At 64.2% G+C, this 22,529-nt stretch carries 23 protein-coding genes; 6 read left to right on the top strand and 17 right to left on the bottom strand.

The annotated features are described in order from the left end of the window. Window positions 1-5 precede the first annotated feature (5 nt). From WA237_RS11145 to WA237_RS11125, 5 genes are all read right to left on the bottom strand, one after another. Entirely contained in the window at window positions 6-932 is a 927-nt protein-coding gene (locus WA237_RS11145) for an N-carbamoyl-D-amino-acid hydrolase (RefSeq protein ID WP_336097737.1), read from the bottom strand. A 24-nt stretch (window positions 933-956) separates the two neighbouring features. Further along, the gene (locus WA237_RS11140) at window positions 957-1,622 is read right to left on the bottom strand and encodes an amino acid ABC transporter permease (RefSeq protein WP_009814079.1); all 666 of its coding nucleotides are present in this window, start codon (window positions 1,620-1,622) and stop codon (window positions 957-959) included. Between the two features lie 4 nt (window positions 1,623-1,626). Then, window positions 1,627-2,325, bottom strand: a complete 699-nt coding sequence (locus tag WA237_RS11135) for an amino acid ABC transporter permease (RefSeq protein WP_336097736.1) — start codon at window positions 2,323-2,325, stop codon at window positions 1,627-1,629. A 1-nt stretch (window position 2,326) separates the two neighbouring features. Beyond that, entirely contained in the window at window positions 2,327-3,082 is a 756-nt protein-coding gene (locus WA237_RS11130) for an amino acid ABC transporter ATP-binding protein (protein ID WP_009814081.1), read from the bottom strand. 99 nt (window positions 3,083-3,181) lie between these two features. Further along, window positions 3,182-4,015, bottom strand: coding sequence for a transporter substrate-binding domain-containing protein (locus tag WA237_RS11125; protein ID WP_336097735.1), 834 nt, complete (start codon window positions 4,013-4,015; stop codon window positions 3,182-3,184). Window positions 4,016-4,377: 362 nt separating this feature from the next. Here WA237_RS11125 and WA237_RS11120 point away from each other — a divergent pair, with 362 nt between their 5' ends. From WA237_RS11120 to WA237_RS11110, 3 genes are all read left to right on the top strand, one after another. Continuing rightward, window positions 4,378-5,166: an SDR family oxidoreductase gene (locus tag WA237_RS11120; protein ID WP_336097734.1), complete on the top strand. Its 789-nt coding sequence runs from the start codon at window positions 4,378-4,380 to the stop codon at window positions 5,164-5,166. 11 nt (window positions 5,167-5,177) lie between these two features. Beyond that, window positions 5,178-6,638 carry a dihydropyrimidinase gene (gene hydA / locus WA237_RS11115; RefSeq protein WP_336097733.1) on the top strand — a complete coding sequence of 487 codons (1,461 nt, stop codon included), beginning with the start codon at window positions 5,178-5,180 and terminating at the stop codon, window positions 6,636-6,638. 115 nt (window positions 6,639-6,753) lie between these two features. Beyond that, the gene (locus WA237_RS11110; RefSeq protein WP_336097732.1) at window positions 6,754-7,833 is read left to right on the top strand and encodes a GlxA family transcriptional regulator; all 1,080 of its coding nucleotides are present in this window, start codon (window positions 6,754-6,756) and stop codon (window positions 7,831-7,833) included. On the opposite strand, the gene WA237_RS11105 is transcribed toward WA237_RS11110, so the two are convergent. From WA237_RS11105 to WA237_RS11085, 5 genes are all read right to left on the bottom strand, one after another. Continuing rightward, window positions 7,830-8,369: a peroxiredoxin family protein gene (locus tag WA237_RS11105; protein WP_336097731.1), complete on the bottom strand. Its 540-nt coding sequence runs from the start codon at window positions 8,367-8,369 to the stop codon at window positions 7,830-7,832. The two genes, WA237_RS11110 and WA237_RS11105, sit on opposite strands and share 4 nt — an antisense overlap. 95 nt (window positions 8,370-8,464) lie before the next feature. Next, a complete protein-coding gene (gene msrA, locus WA237_RS11100) occupies window positions 8,465-8,977 on the bottom strand; it encodes a peptide-methionine (S)-S-oxide reductase MsrA (protein WP_216014829.1) in 513 nt (170 codons plus the stop codon). Then, entirely contained in the window at window positions 8,974-9,420 is a 447-nt protein-coding gene (msrB, locus tag WA237_RS11095) for a peptide-methionine (R)-S-oxide reductase MsrB (protein ID WP_336097730.1), read from the bottom strand. Before msrB ends, msrA begins: the two co-directional genes overlap by 4 nt. 289 nt (window positions 9,421-9,709) lie before the next feature. Beyond that, a complete protein-coding gene (locus WA237_RS11090) occupies window positions 9,710-11,320 on the bottom strand; it encodes a thiamine pyrophosphate-binding protein (protein WP_336097729.1) in 1,611 nt (536 codons plus the stop codon). Beyond that, window positions 11,321-12,442: a sulfite oxidase gene (locus tag WA237_RS11085; RefSeq protein WP_336097728.1), complete on the bottom strand. Its 1,122-nt coding sequence runs from the start codon at window positions 12,440-12,442 to the stop codon at window positions 11,321-11,323. It lies immediately after the preceding gene. Window positions 12,443-12,715: 273 nt separating this feature from the next. Between WA237_RS11085 and WA237_RS11080 the strand changes: the two genes are divergently transcribed. From WA237_RS11080 to WA237_RS11070, 3 genes are all read left to right on the top strand, one after another. Then, window positions 12,716-13,633, top strand: a complete 918-nt coding sequence (locus WA237_RS11080; RefSeq protein ID WP_336097727.1) for an MBL fold metallo-hydrolase — start codon at window positions 12,716-12,718, stop codon at window positions 13,631-13,633. Then, entirely contained in the window at window positions 13,633-14,577 is a 945-nt protein-coding gene (locus tag WA237_RS11075; protein ID WP_336097726.1) for an MBL fold metallo-hydrolase, read from the top strand. The genes WA237_RS11080 and WA237_RS11075 overlap by 1 nt, the downstream gene beginning before the upstream one ends. Window positions 14,578-14,780: 203 nt before the next feature. Then, window positions 14,781-15,824, top strand: coding sequence for a YeeE/YedE family protein (locus WA237_RS11070; protein ID WP_336097725.1), 1,044 nt, complete (start codon window positions 14,781-14,783; stop codon window positions 15,822-15,824). A gap of 287 nt (window positions 15,825-16,111) precedes the next feature. Here the strand turns inward: WA237_RS11070 and WA237_RS11065 are convergent, their stop codons facing one another. From WA237_RS11065 to soxZ, 7 genes are all read right to left on the bottom strand, one after another. Beyond that, window positions 16,112-16,555, bottom strand: a complete 444-nt coding sequence (locus WA237_RS11065; protein WP_009814094.1) for a DUF302 domain-containing protein — start codon at window positions 16,553-16,555, stop codon at window positions 16,112-16,114. A gap of 63 nt (window positions 16,556-16,618) precedes the next feature. Further along, window positions 16,619-17,719 carry a c-type cytochrome gene (locus WA237_RS11060; protein WP_336097724.1) on the bottom strand — a complete coding sequence of 367 codons (1,101 nt, stop codon included), beginning with the start codon at window positions 17,717-17,719 and terminating at the stop codon, window positions 16,619-16,621. Then, window positions 17,703-18,959, bottom strand: coding sequence for a sulfite dehydrogenase (gene soxC / locus WA237_RS11055; protein ID WP_442970259.1), 1,257 nt, complete (start codon window positions 18,957-18,959; stop codon window positions 17,703-17,705). The genes WA237_RS11060 and soxC overlap by 17 nt, the downstream gene beginning before the upstream one ends. A gap of 73 nt (window positions 18,960-19,032) precedes the next feature. After that, complete coding sequence (locus tag WA237_RS11050; protein ID WP_336097722.1) at window positions 19,033-19,485, bottom strand: DsrE family protein; 453 nt, start codon at window positions 19,483-19,485, stop codon at window positions 19,033-19,035. A 36-nt stretch (window positions 19,486-19,521) separates the two neighbouring features. Beyond that, a complete protein-coding gene (soxB, locus tag WA237_RS11045) occupies window positions 19,522-21,219 on the bottom strand; it encodes a thiosulfohydrolase SoxB (RefSeq protein WP_336097721.1) in 1,698 nt (565 codons plus the stop codon). 94 nt (window positions 21,220-21,313) lie between these two features. Next, entirely contained in the window at window positions 21,314-22,168 is an 855-nt protein-coding gene (soxA, locus tag WA237_RS11040) for a sulfur oxidation c-type cytochrome SoxA (protein ID WP_216014840.1), read from the bottom strand. A 26-nt stretch (window positions 22,169-22,194) separates the two neighbouring features. Beyond that, a complete protein-coding gene (gene soxZ / locus WA237_RS11035; protein ID WP_009814099.1) occupies window positions 22,195-22,524 on the bottom strand; it encodes a thiosulfate oxidation carrier complex protein SoxZ in 330 nt (109 codons plus the stop codon). Between the last annotated feature and the right edge of the window lie 5 nt (window positions 22,525-22,529).

The following is a 22,529-nucleotide window of genomic DNA, read 5'->3' as shown; positions in this document are numbered from 1 at the left end:
GGGGCTCAATCCGGCAAGACGACGCCGGTCTGACTGCAGATCAGCCCGTAATGTTCGATCCGGCGATGGCGCGCGAAATCAAAGATGGTCGATTTGCCGAAGCTGCAGGCGTCCATGTCACAGGCATGCACGATCAATTCATCGCCCTCGGTTTCGGCCCGGGCCATCACGTAGCCATTGGGATCGACGATCATGCTGCCTCCCATGAGCGGATGACCGTCCTCGTCGCCCGCCTTGGCCACGCCGACCACCCAGGTGGCGTTTTGATAGGCCGCCGAAGTCATCGAGAGTTCCGAATGATAGAGCCGCTTTTCCAGCCCTTCGACCGAATCCTGCGAATTGACCGAGGGCGTGTTATAGCCAAGCATCACCAGCTCGACCCCTTGCAGCCCCATCACGCGATAGGTCTCGGGCCAGCGCCGGTCGTTGCAGATGCACATGCCCATGATCGCATCCATGTTGCGCCACACCTGAAAGCCGGTGTCGCCCGGTTCAAAATAACGCTTTTCAAGATGCTGAAAGGCGCGATCATGGTCGAATTCGGAGTGTCCGGGCAGATGGGTCTTGCGGTATTTGCCGACGATGTTGCCGTCGCGGTCTGTGAGGATCGAGGTGTTGAAATGCCGCCCCTCGGGTGTCAGCTCGGCATAGCCGAAGGAGATCGCAACCTGCGCCTCGCGGGCGGCGGCAAAGAGCGGCGCGGTGGCGGCATTGGGCATTTCGCGTTCGAACCATTGGTCGACCTCGGCCTGATCTTCCATGTACCAGCGCGGGAAAAACGTGGTCAGGCAGAGTTCGGGAAACACCACGAGATCACAGCCCGCCCCTTTGGCCTGCTGCAACAGGGCGATCATCCGTTCGACCACCTCCTCGCGCGTGTCGGCCTTCTGAATAGGGCCCATCTGGGCGCCGCCAATGACAATCTCACGCATCTGCGTTTCCTTCCTTGAACTGGTCTAATGAGCGATGCGGCGTTCGAACCGGCTGACAAGCCGGACGAGGGGCCACAAAATGACGAGGTAAATGCCTGCCGCGAGCACGAGCGGAGAGGCGCTATAGGTGACCGAGCGCGCCATATCGGCGGCATAGAGCATCTCGGCCAGCGACACGACAGAGGCGAGCGAGGTGAGCTTGACCACTTCGATCGTGTTGGAGATGAGATCGGGCAGCACGTTGCGCACCGCCTGCGGCAGCACGACATAGGCCATGGTCTGGGACGCGCCGAGCCCGGTCGAGCGCGCCGCCTCGGTCTGACCCGTGCCGACCGAGCCGATGCCGGCGCGAAAGATCTCGCCGTAATAGGCCGAGTTGTTGAGCAAGAAGGCGATGGCGACTGCGGCAAAGGGCGACAGGCGCAGCCCGGCAAAGGGCAGGCCGGAATAGACAAAGATCAGCAGCACGAGCGGCGGGATCGCGCGGAAAAAGTCGACAAACCCCACCGTCGCCCAGCGCAGCGCGCGGTTCTGGCTCAGCATCCCGAGCGCCGCAAAGAGCCCGCCCAAAAGCCCCATGGGAATGACCACGGCACAGATCGCCAGCGTCATCCAGAGCCCGCGCAGGATCGTGGGCCAGGCGGCGATCATGATCTCGATATTGAAGAATTGTTCGATCAACTGGTCCATCGGATCACGCCTTTTTCCACGAGTAGCGCCGTTCGAGCCAGCGCGACAGGATCACGAAGGGCAGGAAAAGCAGCACATAGGCCAGCGCCGCCAGCAGGAGCGGCGAGGCGTTGCCGGAAAAGCTCTGGGCTGTGGTGGCCTGATTGAGAATGTCGGGCACCCCGATCACCGTGCCAAGGGCGGTCATCTTGGTGATGGCGATGGCACGGTTGGTGAGCGGCGGGATCGCAAGGCGCATCGCCTGCGGCAAGACCACATAGCCGAGCGTCTGGGTGAACCCGAGCCCGGTCGAGCGCGCGGCCTCCCACTGGCCCTTGTCGACCGAGGTGATGCCCGCCCAGAGGATTTCCTCGGCAAAGGCCGCGAGGATCAGCGTCAGCACCACAAAGAGCACCATGAAGGCCGACAGGTAAATACCCGCATTGGGCAGGCCGAAAAAGACCAGAAGGATCACCACCAGAGGCGGCAGGGCGCGGAACACATCGGCAAAGACCACGATGAGAAAGGAGAGCGGTCCGACGCGATACGCCCGCAGGCAGGCAAGAAGCGTGCCGAGCGTCATGCCGACGAGGATGATCAGCACCGACAGCCAGACGGTGACCCCGACCCCGGCAAGGATCGACGGGGCGTATTTGACCAGCACCTCCCAGTTGAGAAAGGTCTGGGCAAAGCGTTCGAGCCCGCTGAGCGCCTCTGTTTCCATCTCAGGCGCCCCCGGTGACGCGCGACAGGAAGCTGCGCGTGCGGGCGTGGTTCGGATTCTCGAAAATCCGCTCGGGGCTGCCCTGTTCGACGATCTGCCCGTCATCCATGATGATGACGCGGTCGGCGGCCTCGCGGGCGAATTGCATCTCGTGGCTCACGACCAGCATGGTCATGCCGGTCTCTTTCAACTCGCGCATCACGGCGAGCACATCGCCCACAAGCTCGGGGTCGAGCGCCGAGGTCGGTTCGTCAAAGAGCATCACCTGCGGTTCGAGCGCGAGGGCGCGGGCGATGGCGACGCGCTGTTGCTGACCGCCGGACAGGGCGGCGGGCAAGTTTTCGGATTTATCCGCAAGGCCGACCTGTTCGAGCGCCGCCATGGCGCGGGCATCCGCCTCGTCGCGCGACTGGCCGAGCACTTTGCGCAGGGCCAGCGTCACGTTGCGGCGCGCCGAGAGATGCGGGTAGAGGTTGAAGGATTGAAACACCATGCCAATACGCTGGCGTATGGCGTTGAGGTCGACGCCTTTGCCGGTGACCGGATCGCCTTCGAGAAAGATGTCGCCCGCGTCCGGTTCTTCGAGCCGGTTACAGCAGCGCAGCATGGTGGATTTGCCTGATCCGGACGGCCCGAGCACAAAGACCAGCTCGCTATGTTCGACGCTGATATCGACGCCCTTCAGCGCGTGGAAAGTTCCGAAATGCTTGTGCAGGCCGCGAACCTCGAGCGAGGGGCGTTGCGTGGGGGCGTTCATGAGGGCAGGTCTTTCGGCTGTGTTCGGAGGGGGCGGAAACGGGGCGGAAAAGGGCTCCGCCGCACAGGGCGGCGAAGCCAAGTCTCGGGGAGAGAGAGGTTAACAGCCGGGGGTGTGCCCATCTTCGGCATAGCCGTCGAAACCGGGCTGGCCATGGCCGGGCAGCGGCGTCAGGGCGACCGAGCCTTCGGCGGGAGGCATGCCGAACCATTTTTCATGCATGGCCGCAATCGTGCCGTCGATCTTCATGCATTCGATCACGTTTTCGACCGTGTCGCGCAATTCGGTGTCTTCCTTGCGGAAGGGCATCCCCCAAACCTTGCCGGTGGAATAGAGAAAGCTGGTCTCGATATTGGGGTTCTTCTTGGCGGCCCAGGCCGACACGGTGTTGCCCGCGACATTGGCAAAGGCGCGACCCGAGATGACGGCTTGGACGGCGTCGGTGTTGCTGCCAAAGCTTTCCACGGTCCAGCCGATTTCATCGGCCAGCTCGCGCGCCCAGCTGTCATAGGCCGAGCCCTTGTTCACGGCGATGACCTTGCCATTGAACTCCTTGAGATCGGTGATCTCAGGGGTGCCGGCCTTGACCACGAATTGAAAGTCGGTGTTCAGGTAGCCTTCGGAGAAGAGCAGGTTATTGGCGCGCTCCTCGGTGATCGTGGTGGGGGCGACGACGAAATCATAGGTGCCGGCCTGCAGCCCCGGCAGGATGCCCGAGAATTGCGTGGCGACGATATTCATCTCGGCGCCGAGACGCTTGCCGATCTCATTGGCCAGATCGACGTTAAAGCCTTCGATCCCACCGTCGAGCTTGGGCATGGCATGGGGGGCAAAGGTCCCGTCGAGGGCAACGGTATAGCTGTCCTTGGCGAGAGCTGGCCCGGTGATCATCGCGGCCGTGATGGCCGCAGTCGCTAAGAGGCGCGTAAGCATGGTTGAACTTCCCTGTGATTCATTATGATTGAGCTCATAACTATAAATTTCACGCCGTTTGGTCATAGAAATAATGGCGTCAGCCTTATTAAACTTTCGATATTTCTATATGCACATCTTATAAATGCGGTCAAAAAACGTGTTTGATTAATTGATATGCAAAGGCGAATTGAGCGCTTAAATATCTGACTTTGCTTGGGTATTCGTCCCGTTAGGCGCGGTATCGCGATGGTTACCCCCGGTGGCTTGCCCTAATTTTGACCAGCGGGGCAACGGCTTGACCTCTGCCGCGAAACTGCCAGTCATGGGGCAAAGCGAAAACCACCGGGCCGCAGGGCGGCGCCGGCAGCAGGGAGATGGAGATGGATCTGGGATTGAGCGGCAAGGGCGCGCTGGTGTTGTCATCCTCGCGCGGGCTTGGGCTTGGGATCGCGCAGGCGCTGGCCGAGGAAGGGGCGAATGTCCTGCTCACCGGGCGCAACGCGCAGGCGCTTGCCGCGAATGCGGCGGCGATCAACGCGCGCGGCAAGGGCACGGCCCATACCCATGTCTTTGATCTCAATGACGCGGGCGCGGTGCCGGGTCTCGTCGCGGCGGCGCGGGCGGCGCTGGGCCGCATCGACATTCTTGTGAACAACACGGGCGGGCCGCCGCCGGGCCGGATGGCGGATGTCGATCCGGCGCTTCTTGCCACGCATTTCGATACGATGGTGCTGCGGCTGGCCGAGATCACCCAGGCGGTTCTGCCCGATATGCGCGAGGCTGGCTGGGGCCGGATCATCACCGTGGGCTCGTCCGGTGTGCTGCAACCCATTCGCAACCTTGGGCTCTCGAACGCGCTGCGCTCCGCGCTGGTGGGCTGGTCGAAATCGCTGTCGAATGACCTCGCGGGCGAGGGGATCACCGTCAACATGCTGTTGCCGGGCCGTATCCATACCGACCGGGTGGACGAGCTTGACGCCGCCGCCGCCAAACGCACCGGTCAGGACATCGACGCCGTGCGCAAGGCCTCACGGGCCGCGATCCCGGCGGGGCGCTATGGTAAGGTGGAAGAGTTCGGCGCGGTGGCGGCCTTTCTCGCAAGTGCCCAGGCCAGCTATGTCACCGGAAGCCTGATCCGCTGTGATGGCGGGTCGATCAAATCGGTCTGAGGAGGATGGAGATGAGTTACGATCTGGTCATCAAGAACGGCACATTGGTCACCGCCTCCGAGAGCTACAAGGGCGATCTCGGCATTCGCGACGGGCGTATCGTGGCGCAGGGCGAAGGGCTCCGCGCGGCGGATGAGATTGACGCCACCGGCAAGCTGGTGATGCCCGGCGGCATCGAGGCCCATTGCCATATCGCACAAGAAAGCGCGACCGGCGGCATGACGGCGGATGATTATCGCAGCGGCTCGATCAGCGCGGCCTATGGCGGCAACTCCTGTTTCGTGCCCTTCGCGGCGCAGCATCGCCATATGGGCGTGCTGGAAACGCTCGATCTTTATGACAGCCGGGCCGAGGGCGCGTCGGTCATCGACTATAGCTATCACCTCATCGTTGCGAACCCGAGCGAAGAGGCGCTGACCCGCGAATTGCCCGAGGCGTTCCGGCGCGGCATCACCTCGTTCAAGGTCTTCATGACCTATGATCTGATGAATATCGACGACAGCCAGTTTCTCGACATCCTGACCGTGGCCAAGGCCCATGGCGCGCTGACCATGGTCCATGCCGAGAACAATGGCATGATCAAATGGATGTCGAAACGCCTTTTGGACAAGGGGCTGACCGCGCCGCGCTATCACGCGGTGAGCCACCCGGCGCTCGCCGAAGAAGAGGCCATTCACCGCGCCATCAGCCTTGCCAAACTGGCGGATGCGGCGCTGATGATCGTGCATGTCTCGACCCGCGAAGGGGCGGATCTTGTGAGCCGCGCGCGGCTCGACGGGGCGAAGATCCATGCCGAAACCTGCCCGCAATATCTCTTTCTGACGCGGCAGGATCTGGACCGTCCCGGCATGGAGGGGGCCAAGTTCATGTGCTCGCCCCCGGTGCGCGACGAGGCCACGCAGGCCGCGCTCTGGCGTCATCTAGAGGCGGGCACCTTCACGGTGTTTTCCTCCGATCACGCCCCCTATCGCTTTGACGAGACCGGCAAGCTCGCCAACGGGCCTGAGGCCACGTTCAAACAGATCGCCAATGGCATGCCGGGGATTGCGCTGCGCCTGCCGCTGCTTTTCTCGGAAGGGGTGGTCAAGGGCCGGATTTCGGCCAGTCAGTTTGTCGCCCTGTCGAGCACCAATGCCGCGCGGCTCTATGGCATGCTGCCCACCAAGGGCACGCTGGCCATTGGTGCGGATGCCGATATTGCCATCTGGGACCCGAAAGAGACCCGCAAGGTGACGGTCGAGGATCAGCATGACAATATGGATTACACGCCCTTCGAGGGGATCGAGCTGACCGGCTGGCCGACCACGGTGCTCACCCGGGGCACCCGGGTGATCGACAACGGCACGCTCATGGTCGAGCCGGGGCATGGCCGGTTTGTCGCCCGTGCACCCGGCGATTTCGGGCCGCAACCGGGCCATCGCGCGCCCGAGCTTGATCCGGCGCAGAATTTCGGCGCCGATATCGCGCCCTAAGATCTGGCCCGCGCTTCCCTCGTGCGCTGCCCATTGTGAACGGGCGGCGCGCGGGCTATCACAGGGGCCGCAACGAGATGCGCCAGTGGCGCCGAGATTTTGCGTTGCGACGAGAATGCAGGACGCCGACCCGATGAGCCGCCGCGACATATCCCCGACGACACCCGCCAAGGATTACTGGGCGATGCATTTCGACCGGGGCGGTCAGGGGCCTGCGCGGTTTGTCTTTCTGCTTCTCGATAATTTCTCGCACCTGTCGCTGACCACCGCGCTCGAGGCGCTGCGTCAGGCCAATAAGGTGCTGAAATTTCAGCAATTCAGCTGGGCGCTCTGTGGCGAAGGCGGGGTGTCGAAACAATCTTCTCTGGGCTTTTCCGCCGCGCTCGACATGGGGCTCGAGGATCTGCGGCCCGGTGACACGCTCGTTGTGGTCGGCGGGGTCGAGGTGGACGCGGGCAGCACCGACGCGGTGCTGGCCTATCTGCGGCGCATGGCGCGGCGGGGCCTGCCGGTGGGCGGGCTCTGCACGGCGGCGCATACACTGGCCAAGGCGGGGCTGATGGATGATCGCCGCGCGACGATCCATTGGGAGAACAGCGAAAGTTTCGCGGAAATCTTCGACACCGTGCCGCTCTGTGATGAGTTCTACGTGCTCGAGGACGGCTATTTCACCACCGCAGGCGGGACCACGGCGATCGACCTGATGCTGGCGCTGTTCACCCGGGCGCTGGGCGGCGAGGTGGCGACCGGGGTCGCGGCCAATATGAATTACACCAACATCCACGCCATTCAGCGCGAAACCCGGATGACCGCCGCCGAGCGGGAAAGCGTCCGGCATCCGGTGGTGGTCAAGGCGCTCAACGTCATGGAGCGCGAGATCGAGATGCCGCCGACGCCCTCGGAGATTGCCGAAGAGGTGGGGATTTCCACCCGGCAGCTTGAGCGGCTGTTCAAACATCACCTCGGGCGGTCGCCCAAACGCTATTACAATGAATTCCGCGTGCAAAAGGCCTATCGACTCATCCTGCAGACCGATCTCACGGTGATCGAGATCGCCATGGCCTGCGGCTTTAGCTCGGCCTCGCATTTCTCCAAAGTGTTCCGGCAGATCCACAATTGCTCGCCGCTGAGCCTGCGCCGCGAGCGCGGCGCAGAGGGGCATCTTATGGCCCAGATGACCGGCTATCGGGTCTAAGCCAGGTCATCCCGGGCGCTGCCTGTGGTGGTATGGCAGGCGTCATCAAAGTCGAGCGTTTCCGCGTCGAGCGCCCCCAGAAGCCGGGCCGCATCGAGACGGAAATCGGCATGCACCACGCGCCCCTCGGGGTCGATCACGGTGAACCATGGCGTGCCGCCGGATCGGTAATCCTCCATGAAGGTCGGGTAACGTTCGCCCTCGGGCGGGAGATCGTGCCCAAAGGGCATGTGCAGCCCGTAGCGCTCCTGGTTCAGGCGCAGCTTGTCCGGCGTGTTTTCCTGCGCCCCTTCGAACACCGTCTGGATCACGGCAAAGCCCACGTTTCTATCGGCCAGCCGGTCCTGCAGCAGCCGCAGCGTCGGAAAGCCGCGCGAATGGCAGCCGGGGCACCAGTGTTGAAAACAATAGAGTATTTTATATCCAGCCCCCAGATCGGCCAGCCGAAGCGGGCGCTCCAGCGGGGCACCCTTGGCGTCGATCCAGTGGGTGACGCGCAGCTCGGGCGCGGGGTGATGAAGTCCTCCGAATTGCATGGCACGTCCTCTCTGTTTGCCGAAAGCGGGGGCTTTCGGACAGGTGGGGCGCGGCGGGGCGGCAGGGGCCGCCCGGCCATGGCGTGTTGAGGCGTTCAGGCGGCGCTGTCGGCCTTGCGCTTGGGCAGCACCCAGTCGGGGCGCGGGAAATGGCAGGTATAGCCATTGGGGAAGCGCTCGAGATAATCCTGATGCTCGGGTTCGGCCTCCCAGAAATCGCCCACCGGCTCGACCTCGGTCACCACCTGGCCCGGCCAGAGACCGGAGGCGTTCACATCGGCAATCGTGTCGAGCGCCACCTGTTTCTGGGTCTCGTCGACATAGTAAATGGCCGAGCGATAGCTCGCGCCCATGTCATTGCCCTGACGGTTGGCGGTGGTCGGGTCGTGGATCTGGAAGAAAAACTCGAGCAGCTCGCGAAAGCTCGTCTTGGCCGGATCGTAGTGGATTTCGATCCCCTCGGCATGGGTGCCGTGGTTGCGATAGGTGGCGTGGGGCACGTCGCCGCCGGTATAGCCGACGCGGGTGGAAATAACCCCGGGAAGCTTGCGGATCAGGTCCTGCATGCCCCAGAAACAACCGCCAGCGAGTACAGCACGTTCAGTCATCGGATATCCTCCACTTGATCCAGGTAGTCGCCGTAGCCTTCGGCCTCCATCTCGTCGCGAGGGATGAACCGCAGGCTGGCGGAATTGATGCAATAGCGCAGGCCGCCGGTCTCCGCCGGCCCGTCGGGGAACACATGGCCCAGATGGCTGTCGCCATGGGATGAGCGCACCTCGGTGCGGATCATACCATGAGTCGTGTCGCGCAGCTCATGGATATGATCGGTGACGATCGGCTTGGTAAAGCTGGGCCAGCCGCAGCCGGATTCGTATTTGTCCGAGCTGGCGAACAGCGGCTCGCCAGAGACGATATCCACATAGATACCAGGCTCTTTATTGTCGAGATACTCGCCACTTCCGGGGCGTTCGGTACCGTTTTCCTGGGTCACGCGGTATTGTTCGGGGGTGAGGCGGGCGATGGCGTCTTGGTCTTTGCGATAGGTCATGTCGGTCCTCCGTCCGTCAGTCATTGGGTTGAGCCGAATATGGGGCCGGTGGCGGCAGAATCCCACTGTTGAGGCCGGATCGTTTCAACAGCCTCTCTCAAACGTGAGAGGATTGCACGAGGATTGCGCGGCGAAAATACCGCGCGGGACAAAGGGTTAATTCACCGAAACCCCGCCAAAATGGCCTGTCGGTGACACGTCGGTATCACGTCGGTCACGCGACAGTGCGGGTTTTGCGGCCCGGACCAAAGGTTAACAGGTCCGGGCGGGTGCTGGGCCGAGGGGCCGGTCAGGGGAATTTCGGCGCGGGAATGGTCTCGATCTCGACATTGACGCAGGCGGGCAGCCCGCTCGCCAGAGCGGCGCGGAGCGCCGGTTCGAGATCCTCATGACGGGTGACATGGGCGCCAAAGCCGCCCAGCGCCTCCACCGCCAGATCATAGCGCGCGCCCGAGAGCTCGCAGCCATGGGTGCGGTCGGCGCCATAGTCGCGCTGCTGGATGAGGTACTCGGCGTTCCAGCGATGGTCATTGCCGATCACCGCCACGAAGGGGAGGTTCTCGCGCAAGGCGGTTTCGAACTCGGGCAGGTGAAAGCCCACGGTGCCGTCGCCCATCATGGTGAAGACGCTCGCCGTGGGATCGGCGGCGCGGGCGCCGAGCGCATAGCAGAGCCCGCCGCCGATGACGCCGGAGACGCCATTGGTGAGCATGCGGGGCGCACGGATGAGCGCCTGCGCCCATTGCCCGAACTCGCCGCCATCGCGGATCACCACCGGGTTGGGGCTGTCCTGGGCGACGCGCTGAATGGCGTGGCAGACCGAGGCGCTGTCGAGCCGGGCGCTGTCGGCGGCCTCGGGCACCTGGGCGGCGATGAGGGTGGTGACATGATCGACCCAGGCAGCCCGGTCGGCGGTGGGTGTCGCCTCGGTGAGCGCCTGCGCCACGGCGCGGGGATCGGCGGACCAGAGCTGATCGAGCCTTTCGCCAAGATTGCCGCGTGCGATCCCGGCGTCGCGCTCGTCCGGTGTCACCACATGCCAGCGGGCGTTGGGGGCGTTTTCGGTCTTGCCAAAGCCGAGGGTCACATCCACCGGCTTGCCCAGCGAGACGACGAGATCGGCCTCGCGCAGCGCCTCTTTCCAGCGGCCCAGCATCGGGTCGTTGAGACCTCGGGGGCTTTCGACACAGAAGACCGGCGCGGCGAGCGCGCGGCGGAGCGTGTCGGCGAGACCCGGGTAGCGGGTGTCCGACAGCAGCGGGCCGAGGATCACCAGCGGCTTTTGCGCGGCCCCAAGCGCCGCGGTCAGCCGGTCGAGATCGGGCGTGGCGCTGCTGGGCAGATCGGTGGTCGGGAGCGTTACCTCGGGGTAGGGCGCGGGCGCGGGTGTTTCGATCCGCAGCATGTCGTCGGGCAGTGACAGGTGCACCGGGCCGGGGATGCCGTCGCGGGCGATGGAGAGAAGCCGCGCCACGGTTTCGGGAAACTGCGCCGGGTCGGTGATCCGTTCGCTCGCCTTGGTGAGCGGCCGGGTGAGCCCGATCTGATCCATCTCTTGAAAGGCGCCGGTGCCGTCGCCCGACACCGGGCTGTCGCCGGACATGAGCAGGATCGGCGTTTGCGAATAGGTGGCCGAGATCAGCGCGGTGAGCGCATTGCCGAGCCCGCCGCCGGCGGTGACCATGGCGACGCCGACCTCGCCGGTCATCTGGGCATAGGCCTCGGCCATGAAGCCGGTCGCGCCCTCGTGGCGGGTGTGATGGAGCCGCAAATCGGTGCCGAGCGCGGCATCGAAAACCGGCATGATCTGGTTGCCGGACAGCGCGAAGACATGGCGCACACCGGCGCGGATCAGGGCGGCGACGAGATGGTCGGCACCGCGTTTCTTATCTTGGGTCATTCAGCTGTCTTTCTGGATCGCGTCCGGTTGGGCCACATGGACCACGGTTTTCTGCACCGCATTATTGGCAAAGCCCGCCATGTCGAAGGGCGGCTCGATGGGCTGGGTGCGGCCCTCGGCATCGGTGGCGCGGCAGGCGAGCACATGGCGACCGGGGGTGGCCTGCCAGTCGAGATGCCAGCCGGTCCAGGCGTAGCGCCCGACAGGGGCATCAAGCGTCGCCTCTTGCCAGCCCTCGGGGGTTTCCACCTCGACCCGGGCGATGGGCGTGCCGCCACCGGACCAGGCGCGGCCGCGCAGCGTCACGCGCCCCGGTTCGAGCCAGCGTTCGCGGCTGATCCAGTCGGGCACGCCCGGCGGCGCCATCAGCGATTTGACGCGGATCGTGGTCACTGGGCGGCCCGGATCGTTTTCATCTGTGCGAAAGCGGTAGGTCTGCACCTGTTGGAACCCGTCATAGCGGGAGGTCAGCGCCGAGATGTCGGTGAGCCATTTGACCGAGGCCATGCCATACCAGCCGGGCACGATGAGGCGCAGCGGCGCGCCATGTTGCGGCAAGAGGGGCTGGCCGTTCATGCCCCAGATCAGCATCACGTCGAGCGCGGCCAGCTCATCAGGGGTGAGCGAGCGGCCAAAGGCATGGGGCTGGCCCTTGTCAAAGCCGAAATCAGCCCCGGTGAAGGCGAAATCCTGCACGCCATTCTGTGGCTTGGCGCGGGCGATGAGCGGCGCGAGCGGCGTGCCGGTCCATTCCGAGGTGCCGACCGCCTCATACATCCAGGGCATCGAATAGGCGCGGGGGCTGACCCCGGCGCGGCCATTGCCGGCGCATTCGAGCGTCACCGGCAGGGTTTCGCTGGGCAGCGCGCGGATCTCGTCCATCGTCAGGCTATAGGGCGCGTCGAAAGCGCCGGAGAAGGTAAGCCTGTGCTCCGCCTCGTCGATCAGCGGCACGTCGAAATGGTTGAGCAGGTAATGCGCCCCGGTGGGGGTGATGTCACGGGTCAGCGTTTCGAGAAGCAGCCCGGAATTGCGGTTGGCGAGCCCGACTTCGGCGGCGGAAAACACGCCCTCGGTGGTCTTGGGGCGTTTGGTGTCGGGGGAAAAGGGGTTGGGCGTCATGATCTGTCCGAAATGGGAGGGGCGGCGGTGGCAAAGCCCTGCCGGGCTGGGCGCAGGGTAGCACCCGGGATCGCTTACCAAAAGTGGATTATCCTAACCATTTGTGTAAGCTAAGCTTTCGCTCGGCGGGCTGTCGCGCGGGTGGCAATCGACGCTTGCCAAAGGGGGCGGGCGGGGATCATATTCATGAAATGGAATAAATATCTGGCCTGCGGCGCGGGTCATATGGGTCACACGGGTCATAGGGGCCATGCGGGCCAAAGGGGGGATCAAATGGCGAGCACACGCAGAGAGTTTCTGGCGCTGGCGGGGGCGGGGATGATGCTTGGCGCGTCCGGGCGGCTCTGGGCGCAGGTCAGCACAACGGTGGGCGACTGGCAGGTGACGAGCGTCAGCGATGGCCATCTCAGCCTGCCGCGCGGGTTTTATTTTGACGGGCTGCCCGAGGCCGAGCTGGCCCCGATCCTCGAGGCGCAGGGGCTCTCGGGGGAGATGATCGCCTCGCCCTGCAACGTGACGCTGGCGCGGCGCGAGGGGGCGGTGGTGCTCTTTGATTGCGGCGCGGGGCCTGCGTTTATGGAAAGCGCCGGGGAGCTCATTGAGGCGCTCGATGTGATCGGTGTGGCGCCGCAGGATGTGACCCATGTGGTGTTCACCCATGGTCATCCCGATCACCTCTGGGGGGTGCTCGATGATTTCGACGAGCCGGTGTTTTCGGAGGCGGCGCATCTGATGGGCGATGCCGAGTGGAACTATTGGCGCGACCCGGAGACGGTGGAGACGATCGGCGAGGCGCGGGCGAGTTTCGCGGTGGGCGCGGCGCGGCGGCTCGAGCTGGTGGAAGAGCGGATCACGGCGGTGGCGGATGGCGAGGAGATCCTGCCCGGGCTGGTGGCGCTGGCGAGCCATGGCCATACGCCGGGGCATATGTCCTTTGTGCTGCAGGGCGGGAGCGAGGCGCTCTTGGTGGCGGGGGATGCGATCGTCAACGGCCATGTGGCGCTGGCGCGGCCGAGCTGGGAGCTGGGTTCGGATCAGGACCCGGCGCAGGGGGCGGCGACGCGGCTGCGGCTGCTCGACATGCTGGTGACGGAGGAGATGCGGCTGATTGGCTATCACCTGCCCGACGGCGGGCTTGGCCGGATCGAGCGGGCGGGCGAGGCCTATCGGTTTGTGGCGGAGGGCGCGTGATGCGGGGGGCGATGATGGTCGCGCTGCTATGGGCCGGTATGGCGGCGGCGAGCGAGGAGATTGCCGACAAATACCCCGGTTCGATGCTCTATGACAAACCGGTCGAGGTGATCCCGCATGTGTTTTCGGCCATCGGGGCCACCGCGCCGCCGACCTATGAGAACGCGGGTCATAACAACAACCTGAGCTTTATCGTGACCGGCGATGGGGTGGTTGTGGTCAATGCGGGCGCGTCCTATGGGTTGGCGAAGGCGCTGCATGACGAGATCCGCGCGGTGACCGATCAGGAGGTCAAGCTGGTGCTGCTCGAGAACGGGCAGGGCCATGCGATGCTGGGCAGCAATTACTGGGCCGAGCAGGGGGTCAAGGTGGTGGCCCATGAGGAGGCCGCCGCCGAGATCGAGGAGTATGGCGCGCAGGTGCTGCGCGGGATGCGGGCCTATGCCGGGGAGCAGGGCGAGGGGACCGAAATCCACCTGCCCGACGAGAGTTTCAGCGACGAATACATTGTCGAGATGGGCGAGATGCGGATCGAGGCGCGGTATCTCGGCCCGGCGCATAGTCCCGGCGATATCGTGGTCTGGCTGCCCGAGCAGAGCCTTGTGATCTCGGGCGACATGGCCTTTCACGAGCGAATGCTGCCGATTTTTGAGCATACCTATACCGCCGATTGGATCGAGACATGGGAGACCGCGTTCGAGCCTCTGGGCGCGACCTATGTGATCCCCGGCCATGGCCATCCGACCAATATGGCGCAGGTGCGCCGCTATACCCGCGACTACCTCGTCTATCTGCGTGAAAAGATTGGCGAACATCTCGAGGCGGGGGGCGATCTGTCTGAGGCCTATTATGTCGATCAGTCGCCCTATGCCCATCTCGACACGTTCGAGGAGCTGGCCACCAAAAACGCCGGTCGGGTGTTCGAGCAGATGGAATTCGAGTGAGCGCAAAATAGGACGGAAATGACGAGGGCGGCGCGGCGGGCCGGGGCGCTTTGGTCATGAATGCCACCAGATCGGAATGATATTCCGCAAGTGGCGGCCCTATGGGAATGATGTCCCATAGGGCCGCTCTTGACCCCTGTATATAAAGTACGATGTAAGGGCGGACTTCGAAATTCACTCGAATCCCCGGAGGCGAGACCGCCATGTTGTTCGAAACCTATGATCTGCCGTTTGACGCGCAAGGGGCGCAGCTCTTTGTCGGGCTGGCGCTTGGCCTGCTGTTTGGCGTGGCCGCCCAGATCAGCCGCTTCTGTCTGCGCCGTGGCCTTGTGGCCGGGTCGGATCAGCGCGCGGCGCTGGGCACATGGCTCAGCGCGCTGGCGGTGGCCGTGGCCGGCACCACGGCGGCGATTGCGCTGGGCTGGGTCGATCTGTCGGATCACCGGCTCATGGTGAGCGAGCTGCCGCTGTTGGCGGTGGCGGTCGGCGGGCTGAGCTTTGGCGTCGGCATGGTGCTGACCCGGGGCTGCATCAGCCGTCTGACCGTGCTGGGCGGCACTGGCAACCTGCGGGCGCTGACGGTGCTGTTGATCTTTGCCGTGGTGGCCCATGCCACGCTCAAGGGCGTGTTCGCGCCGCTGCGCGTGGCGCTGGGCTCGGTCACGGTGGACACGGGGCTGGCGTCGCTGGCCGAGCTGCCCGGTGGCGCGGTGACCTGGGGTGCGGTTCTGGTGGCAGGGCTGGTCGCGGCTGTGGCCTGGCTGCGTCCGCGTCCGCTGCATGTGGCGCTGGCGGCGGTGATCGGTCTCTTGATCACGGCGGGCTGGGTGGCGACCGGGCTTCTCTTCTTTGATGAGTTCGAGCCGCAGCCGGTGCAATCGCTGGCCTTTACCTCGACCTGGGCCGACAGCCTGTTCTGGACCGTGGCGAGCAGCTCGATCCCGGCGGGCTTTGGCGTGGGCCTTGTGGGCGGTGTCTTTGGCGGCGCGTTCCTGTCGGCGCTGCTGCGCGGCGAGCTGCAATTCGCGAGCTTTGAGACTGCCGGTCAGACGCTGCGCTATGCGGCGGGGGCGGCGCTGATGGGCTTTGGCGGCGTGCTGGCCGGGGGCTGCACCGTGGGGGCGGGTCTCTCGGGCGTGTCGATGCTCAGCCTTGCGGCGCTGGTCGCGCTGGGGTCGATCGCGGCGGGGGCGCTTATTGCCGACCGTGCGCTCAACCGTGGGCCGGTGCTGCAACCTGCGGAGTGACGTGGGGTGTTAAGAGATTGGAGGGCGGTCCTTGGGGCCGCCCTTTTTTGTTGGGGAGAGGAGGCCCGGGACAAGGCGCGTAGCGCCGCCGGGCAGCGCCCGTCCGCCCCCTGGGCGGGCGCTTTGGCACGGTCCTATGGGTCGGTGAGGTCGGGTTGGGGTGGCGAGATAAACTGGCCTGCACGAGGGATGTGCGCCCCCCCGCGGACGGGCTTGCCCGGCTCGGTGATCGGGCGCTGCCCGGCGGTGCTATGCACCTTGTTCCGGGCTGGTTGTGTTCCGGGCGGTTACTCCGCCGCCTCGGTGGCGATCTCGGACAAGAGCGCCTGCACCTCTTGCATCGGGCCTTCGGGGAAGGTGCGGTGGCCGATGACCACCTCGCCCTCGCGCTCGTAGACGAAGACCGAATAGGGGCAATGGGCGATATTGGTGGGATCGGCCTCCATCACCTTGCGCGACAGGGCCGCCGAGCAGAAGAGAAAGATATCCGCCTCTTCAAATAGTTTCACATCCGAGCCGACATCGGCGGCGGTCCGGGCCAGCATTTCGCCCGCGTGGCTCACATAGTCGACGACGAGGCCGCGCCCGATGATGGCGTTTTCCACGGCAAAGGTCGCGTCATCGAAACTGCCCTTATAAGGCAGCAGCACGGCGTGATCCCCGGCCGAAGAGGGCCCGGCCACGAGGGCGGCGAGGGCTGTGGCGAAGAGCGATGTGGTGATCCGTGTCATGGCGACATCTCCGGTGGTCAGAGGGGCCGGCCCCCCGGAGGGAGCCGGTGTCAGTATCGCAGATCAGTCGTGAAATGTCGAAAGATAGGCGATGATCGCGTCGAGCTCGGCGTCTTTTTTGAAGCCGGCAAAGCTCATCTTGGTGCCTTTCACCACGTCCTTGGGCTTGGTCAGGAAGGCGCGCAGCGTGGCGTCGTCCCAGGTCAGCCCGTCTTCGGCGGCGGCGACCATGCCTTTGGAGTATTTGAACCCGTCGACCGTGGCCGCGGCGCGGTCCACCACGCCGTTGAGGATCGGGCCCGAGCGGTTTTTCGCCTTGTCGCCGACCTGATGGCAGGCCTTGCATTTGCGAAAGAGCTTTTCGCCCTCGGCCACGAGGGCCGGATCGGGGGCGGTAGGGGCTTCTGCAGCTTCCGGGGCTGCCTCGGCGGCGGGCTCTGCCTTGGGCTCGGCCTCGGCTGCGGGCGCGGGGTCGGCGGCGGCCTTGGCCGGGTTGCGCGGGTTGGTCGCGTCGACCAGCTGCTGCACCTTCTTGGCCTTGGTTTCCTCGGGCGTCACGTCGAGCACGGCGGCGCGCATGGTGATCTCGACCGCGTCCTTGCAGCCGGTCATGCAGGGCTCGCCCGCGAAACGCGGATATTCCGTCTCGGCCCGGTCATCGATGATGAACCCGTCGGCATTGGGCATCTCGACCTCGAGGAAATTGTCGCGGCTGAGCACGAAATCCTCTTCGACGATATAATTGGAATAGAGGATATAGGCGACGATGGCATAGACCTCGTCATCGCTCAGCGTCTGGGCATTGCCGAAGGGCATCGAGCGGTGGACATAATCCCATGTGGTCGAGAGATAGGGCCAGTAGCTGCCCACGGTCTTGAGCGGGTCCTTATCCGCCAGCGTGCCGTCGCCGCCCGCCAGTTTCGGCCAATTGTCGACGCCTTCGGCGAAATCGCCGTGGCAGATCGCGCAATAATCGGCAAAGAGCGCCTCGCCATCCTCGACCGAGCCGGAGCCCTCGGGCAGGCCGGTGCCATCGGGCAGAACGTCGAGATCCCAGGCGGCGATTTCCTCGGGCAGAGCGGGGCGGCCAAGGCCCAGAGTATCGGCCCCGGCAGTGCCGGCAAGGCAGATCAGCGCGGCGGTGAGTTTAAGAAATTTCGACATTTTCTGCCTCCCCATTGGGTTTTACCCACCATGTCTGGATGCCATTGTTGTGATAGATCGAGTTTTCGCCGCGCACTTCGCGGAGCTGATCCTTGGTCGGCTGGACATAGCCCGTTTCGTCCATGGCGCGGGCCTGCAGGAGCATCTCGCTGCCGTCCCAATCGGTGTCGAGATAGAAGCGCGACATCGCCATCCGTTCACCGGGCTTGGCCAGCCGGGCGGTTTCCCAGGTGATGCCACCGTCTTTGGAAACATCGACGCGGGTGATGGCCCCGCGCCCCGACCAGGCCAGCCCGGTGATCACCAATGGCCCGGTTCCGTGAGTGATGGGGGATTGCGGGCTCGGTGAAGTGATGACGGATTTGGCGTCCATCTCCCAGGTCCATTTGCGGCTGGTGCCGTCGGCCAGGGTATCGGTGTATTTCGACGTCTCTTCGCGGCTTTCCACCGGCGCGTTGAGCACTTCGATGCGGCGCAGCCATTTGATCCACATATTGCCTTCCCAGCCCGGCACCACGAGCCGCACGGGATAGCCATGTTCCTTGCGCAGCGCCTCGCCATTGGCCTTGAACGCGACGAACACATCGTCGAGCGCCTTCTCCATCGGGATCGAGCGGCCGTTCGACGAGGCATCAGCGCCTTCGACATAGACCCATTTGGCCGAGGCATCGAATCCGGCCTCCTCGAGCAGGGCGCGCAGCGGCACGCCGGTATATTCCATGTTGTGGATCATGCCATGGGTGAACTGCGCGCCGTTGAGCTGGGCCCCGGCCCATTCCATGCCGGAATTGGCGGCGCATTCGCAGAAATACACATGGTTTTCGCGCGGGAAGCGTTCGAGATCCTCATAGGTGAAGACCAGCGGCCGGTCGACCAAGCCGTTGATCATCAAGCGGTAATCCTGTTTGCGCAGCTCGATCGCACCGGAATGGTGGCGTTCAAAAGCGCAGCCCTGCGGCGTGATCGTACCGTCGAGCGCATGGATCGGCGTGAAGTTGATCGAGCTGATCGTATCGGCGGTGAGCCAATCGACATTGCGGCGGATCACATCCGCCTCAAAGCGGATCGGCAGGCTATAGGGCGTGGCATCGACACCGTCGCCGAGACCGCTGGCCCAGGGCTGGACCTCGGTGATCAGCGGATCGGCGGATTGCGCCCGCGCCGAGGTGGCGAGCGCCCCCGCGCCAGCGGCGGCGGCAGAGCCACGCAGGAACGCGCGGCGGGAAGGCTTCAAAGTCATGGACATCCGGGGCCTTTCTTACTGTGAGTGGTCAAAGCTGCCGGAGCCCCGACAGCGGCGATGGGTGGCCCTGTCAGGGCCGGATATAGGCGTAGCCCTCTTCCTGCAGCTCGATCAGCCGGACGACGCCCGAGGGCACCATCTTGGCCTCGTCCACCAGCGGGATTTCGGTCCCGGCCCGGTCGCTCATGGCGCGATGGGTGTTGCCGCAGGCGGCGAAGCTGAGGTTTTCATATTCGAGCGACATGGCGGAAATCCGGTCTTCGACCGGGCTCTCGCCCGCCATGAGCATGAGAAGCCCCGGCCCGTAGGTCACGAGCTCGACCATCACCTCATCGCCCAGCGCCTCGTAATGGCGGGTGAGATTGGCGACATTGTTCAGCGCCATATTCACCACCTGCGGGTCGCTTTCATCGACATGGATGGCGACGCGGTGGAGCTCGCCCTCGGCCATCACCGGCAGGGCCGGGAGGGCTGCGAGCGCCACCGCGACGAGCGTGGCAGATAGTCTGGGGGTCGGGATCATGGGGGCTCCTCTCAGAAAGGGGCGGGGCCTCGTACCTTAGAGGCCGGTGACGGTAACAGAGGTGTTCTCGGCGGGAGAGACGGTGCCGAGATCGCGAATATGTTCTTCGACCACGTCCCAGATCGGCGGGCCTTCGGTGCCTTCATTGACGCTCGCCCAGCCGGCCACCACATAGTTGCGGGCCGGGTCGATCGCCTCACCGGTGGCGAGCAGGGTCATGTCGGTGATCCGTTCGCCCTGCGGCTTGGAGATGTCGATCTTGTAGCCCAGCCCGCCGGTGCGGACCATGTCGCCGCCCTGTTGGTAATAGGGGTCAGGGTTGAAGATATTGTCGGCCACGTCTTCGAGCACGATCTTGAGGAATTCGCCGGTCATCTCGCTGCGATAGGCCTCGGGGTAGGTCATCGAGGTGACGCCCCAGATGTCTTCGCGGGTGATGTCCTGTCCGGGGATCAGCGACGGGCCCCAGCGGACGCCGGGCGAGAGCGCGATCTCGGCCTCGCGACGGGTCAGGAGCGCGTCGCAAATCAGGTCATCCCAGGAGCCGTTGAAATTGCCGCGCCGGTAGAGCAGCCCGTCGGTGCGCCCGATCACCTCGGCCAGCGCCTCGGCGTGCGGCGCGCGCTGTTCGTCGATGAGCGCCGCGATCTCGGCATCGGGGGTGATGACATCCGAGAAGATCGGGATGAGCTTGTGCCGAAAGCCCATCATCCGCCCGTCGCGCACGTCGAGATCGACGCGGCTCACGAATTTGCCGTTCGAGCCGGAGGCCACGATGATCGTGTCGCCGACCTGCACCGGTTCGGGCAGGGCGTCATGGGTATGGCCCGATAGGATCACGTCGATGCCGGTGACGATCCCGGCCATTTTCTTGTCCACGTCAAAGCCATTGTGCGACAGGCAAACCACCAGCTCGGCGCCTTCGGCGCGGACCTCGTCGACCATCTGCTGCATATGTTCGTCGCGGATGCCGAAAGAGTATTCCGGGAACATCCAGCCGGGGTTGGCGATCGGCATATAGGGGAAGGCCTGACCGATGACGGCGATTTTCACGCCGCCACGCTCAAAAAATTCGTAAGGCTTGAAAAGCTCCGCCGGTTCGTCCCATTCGGCGTCAAAGATGTTCTGGCCGAGCGCCGCATAGGGCAGGCCTTCGACCAGCTCGGTCACCCGGTCGGAGCCGAGGGTAAATTCCCAATGGAAGGTCATCGCGTCGGGTTTGAGCGCGTTCATCACATTGACCATATCCTGCCCCTGGCTGTGATAGCAGGTGTAGGAGCCGTGCCAGGTGTCGCCGCCATCGAGCAAGAGCGCATCGGGCCGGTCGGCGCGGATGGCGTTGATCACGGTGGCGACCCGGTCGAGCCCGCCGACGCGGCCATAGCCCGCGGCGAGGGCTGCAAAATCGCCCGAGCTCAGCGCGTAATGGGCGGGGCTGCCATCGTCGATCCCGTAGAGACGGCGGAAATCAGCGCCGGTGACATGGGGCACCTCGCCCTTGTTCGGGCCGACGCCGAGATTGACCGAAGGTTCGCGGAAATAGATCGGCTTGAGCTGGGCGTGAATGTCGGTGACATGGATCAGCGAGACATTCCCGAACGTGTCAAATTCCAGAAGCTGATCCTGGCTCAGCGCCTGTTGCGCCGCGAGCCGCGCCCAGCTGCCAAAGCCCGATGTCCCGAGCAGCGCGGCCGCCGCCATGCTCGTTTGCAGAAAATCACGCCGAGAGATCATATCGTCCTACCCATCGCACATATGCGGAAAATTGAATGTTTTCGGAGGCAAAAAAGCCTCGCGCCACGGCAAAGCGGCGCGAGGCTCTTGCAGGTTAGTTGCGGACCGACGGCCCTTCGACCGAGAGACCATTGCCGCGCGAGGCGACATAGAGCTCGAGCGCCACGAACTCGGGGCTGCCGGGGGCAAAGGTTTCCGCGCGGGTGTCGCGGATACAGCCTTTGAACCGGTCATGCGCCGCGTTCAGCTTGGTGTTCTTGAGCCGGTAGACCGGAAAGCCGTTGATCTGGCCCTGGCTCAGGTGGTCGGCGCGGATCATGTTGCCGTAATTGTCTTCGTGGCAATTCGCGCAGGCCAGTTCGAGCTGACCGAAACGGGTGTAGTAGATCTCCTTGCCCTTTTCCCAGGTCTCCTGGGCCGGGCCGTCGATCGCCACATTGACGGGCATGCCGCGCGACACCGAGGAAATCAGCGACACCATCGACTGCATCGGAACGCTGGTATATTTCAGCTCTTCCGCGCCCATCTGGTTCACGCGGCAGTCATTGACCTGCATTTCCAGCGTGCGCACCTCGCCCGCCTCTTCATTCCATTTCGGATAGACGGCGCGGACGCCGGCGAGGCTCTCGGGTTCGTTATGGCAGGAGGCGCAGGATTTGCCCTCGGTGCCTTCGACCTCGCCCCAGGAATCGCGGGCCTGTTCGACGAAGATCATGCCGGGATTGTCGAAATCATCGGCTTGCATCAGGCGGGTTTCATCGCCGCGGAAATGCCAGCCTGAGATCACCTCGTCCATCACGTCCGACAGATGTTCGGGCGCGGCGGTGCGGGTGGTCATTTCGATCTCGTCATTGACCACGAGCGTGTCATCGACCGGTCCGGCCAGTGCCGGGGCTGCCGCCAGAAGCAGCGACCCCAAAGCGCCCAGTGCCACGGTTCTTTTTATCATTGGTATCCTCCCTGAATGACCGGCGCTTATCCGATTTCGATTGCTTTCTTGTCCTCGTAAACCGATCCGTCATCGTCATGCCAGGTGAAGTGGAATTCGCCGGCTTCCGGGACGGTGGCTTCGAATTCGAGGAACGGGTTGGTCGAGATCGCCGGTTCCAGCGTCACGTCGATCACGTTCTCTCCGTTGAAATCGCAGGTGAAGCGATTGATGATCGAGCGCGGGATCACATTGCCATCGCCATCTTTGCGCTGGCCGCTTTCCATCTTGTGGCTGATCAGCGTCTTGATGGTGATGCTCTCACCGGCGGCGGCCTTCTTGGGCACCTTGACGCGTGGTTTTACATCTTTTGCCATCTTCT

This window comes from Roseovarius sp. CH_XMU1461 (assembly GCF_037027165.1).
Lineage (GTDB): Bacteria > Pseudomonadota > Alphaproteobacteria > Rhodobacterales > Rhodobacteraceae > Roseovarius > Roseovarius nubinhibens.
This window is presented reverse-complemented; position numbering and strand designations above follow the sequence as displayed.

Bases quoted from the DNA above. Each gene is read 5' to 3' on its own strand.
- soxA (WP_216014840.1), bottom strand. From the start codon at position 22,168: ATGATAAAAAGAACCGTGGCACTGGGCGCTTTGGGGTCGCTGCTTCTG.
- WA237_RS11080 (WP_336097727.1), top strand. From the start codon at position 12,716: ATGGCGAGCACACGCAGAGAGTTTCTGGCGCTGGCGGGGGCGGGGATG.
- WA237_RS11110 (WP_336097732.1), top strand. From the start codon at position 6,754: ATGCAGGACGCCGACCCGATGAGCCGCCGCGACATATCCCCGACGACA.
- WA237_RS11050 (WP_336097722.1), bottom strand. From the start codon at position 19,485: ATGATCCCGACCCCCAGACTATCTGCCACGCTCGTCGCGGTGGCGCTC.
- WA237_RS11135 (WP_336097736.1), bottom strand. From the start codon at position 2,325: ATGGAAACAGAGGCGCTCAGCGGGCTCGAACGCTTTGCCCAGACCTTT.
- WA237_RS11070 (WP_336097725.1), top strand. From the start codon at position 14,781: ATGTTGTTCGAAACCTATGATCTGCCGTTTGACGCGCAAGGGGCGCAG.
- WA237_RS11090 (WP_336097729.1), bottom strand. From the start codon at position 11,320: ATGACCCAAGATAAGAAACGCGGTGCCGACCATCTCGTCGCCGCCCTG.
- WA237_RS11065 (WP_009814094.1), bottom strand. From the start codon at position 16,555: ATGACACGGATCACCACATCGCTCTTCGCCACAGCCCTCGCCGCCCTC.
- soxC (WP_442970259.1), bottom strand. From the start codon at position 18,959: ATGACTTTGAAGCCTTCCCGCCGCGCGTTCCTGCGTGGCTCTGCCGCC.
- WA237_RS11125 (WP_336097735.1), bottom strand. From the start codon at position 4,015: ATGCTTACGCGCCTCTTAGCGACTGCGGCCATCACGGCCGCGATGATC.
- WA237_RS11060 (WP_336097724.1), bottom strand. From the start codon at position 17,719: ATGTCGAAATTTCTTAAACTCACCGCCGCGCTGATCTGCCTTGCCGGC.
- msrB (WP_336097730.1), bottom strand. From the start codon at position 9,420: ATGACCTATCGCAAAGACCAAGACGCCATCGCCCGCCTCACCCCCGAA.
- WA237_RS11105 (WP_336097731.1), bottom strand. From the start codon at position 8,369: ATGCAATTCGGAGGACTTCATCACCCCGCGCCCGAGCTGCGCGTCACC.
- WA237_RS11140 (WP_009814079.1), bottom strand. From the start codon at position 1,622: ATGGACCAGTTGATCGAACAATTCTTCAATATCGAGATCATGATCGCC.
- msrA (WP_216014829.1), bottom strand. From the start codon at position 8,977: ATGACTGAACGTGCTGTACTCGCTGGCGGTTGTTTCTGGGGCATGCAG.
- WA237_RS11130 (WP_009814081.1), bottom strand. From the start codon at position 3,082: ATGAACGCCCCCACGCAACGCCCCTCGCTCGAGGTTCGCGGCCTGCAC.
- WA237_RS11145 (WP_336097737.1), bottom strand. From the start codon at position 932: ATGCGTGAGATTGTCATTGGCGGCGCCCAGATGGGCCCTATTCAGAAG.
- soxZ (WP_009814099.1), bottom strand. From the start codon at position 22,524: ATGGCAAAAGATGTAAAACCACGCGTCAAGGTGCCCAAGAAGGCCGCC.
- WA237_RS11120 (WP_336097734.1), top strand. From the start codon at position 4,378: ATGGATCTGGGATTGAGCGGCAAGGGCGCGCTGGTGTTGTCATCCTCG.
- soxB (WP_336097721.1), bottom strand. From the start codon at position 21,219: ATGATCTCTCGGCGTGATTTTCTGCAAACGAGCATGGCGGCGGCCGCG.
- WA237_RS11075 (WP_336097726.1), top strand. From the start codon at position 13,633: ATGCGGGGGGCGATGATGGTCGCGCTGCTATGGGCCGGTATGGCGGCG.
- WA237_RS11085 (WP_336097728.1), bottom strand. From the start codon at position 12,442: ATGACGCCCAACCCCTTTTCCCCCGACACCAAACGCCCCAAGACCACC.
- hydA (WP_336097733.1), top strand. From the start codon at position 5,178: ATGAGTTACGATCTGGTCATCAAGAACGGCACATTGGTCACCGCCTCC.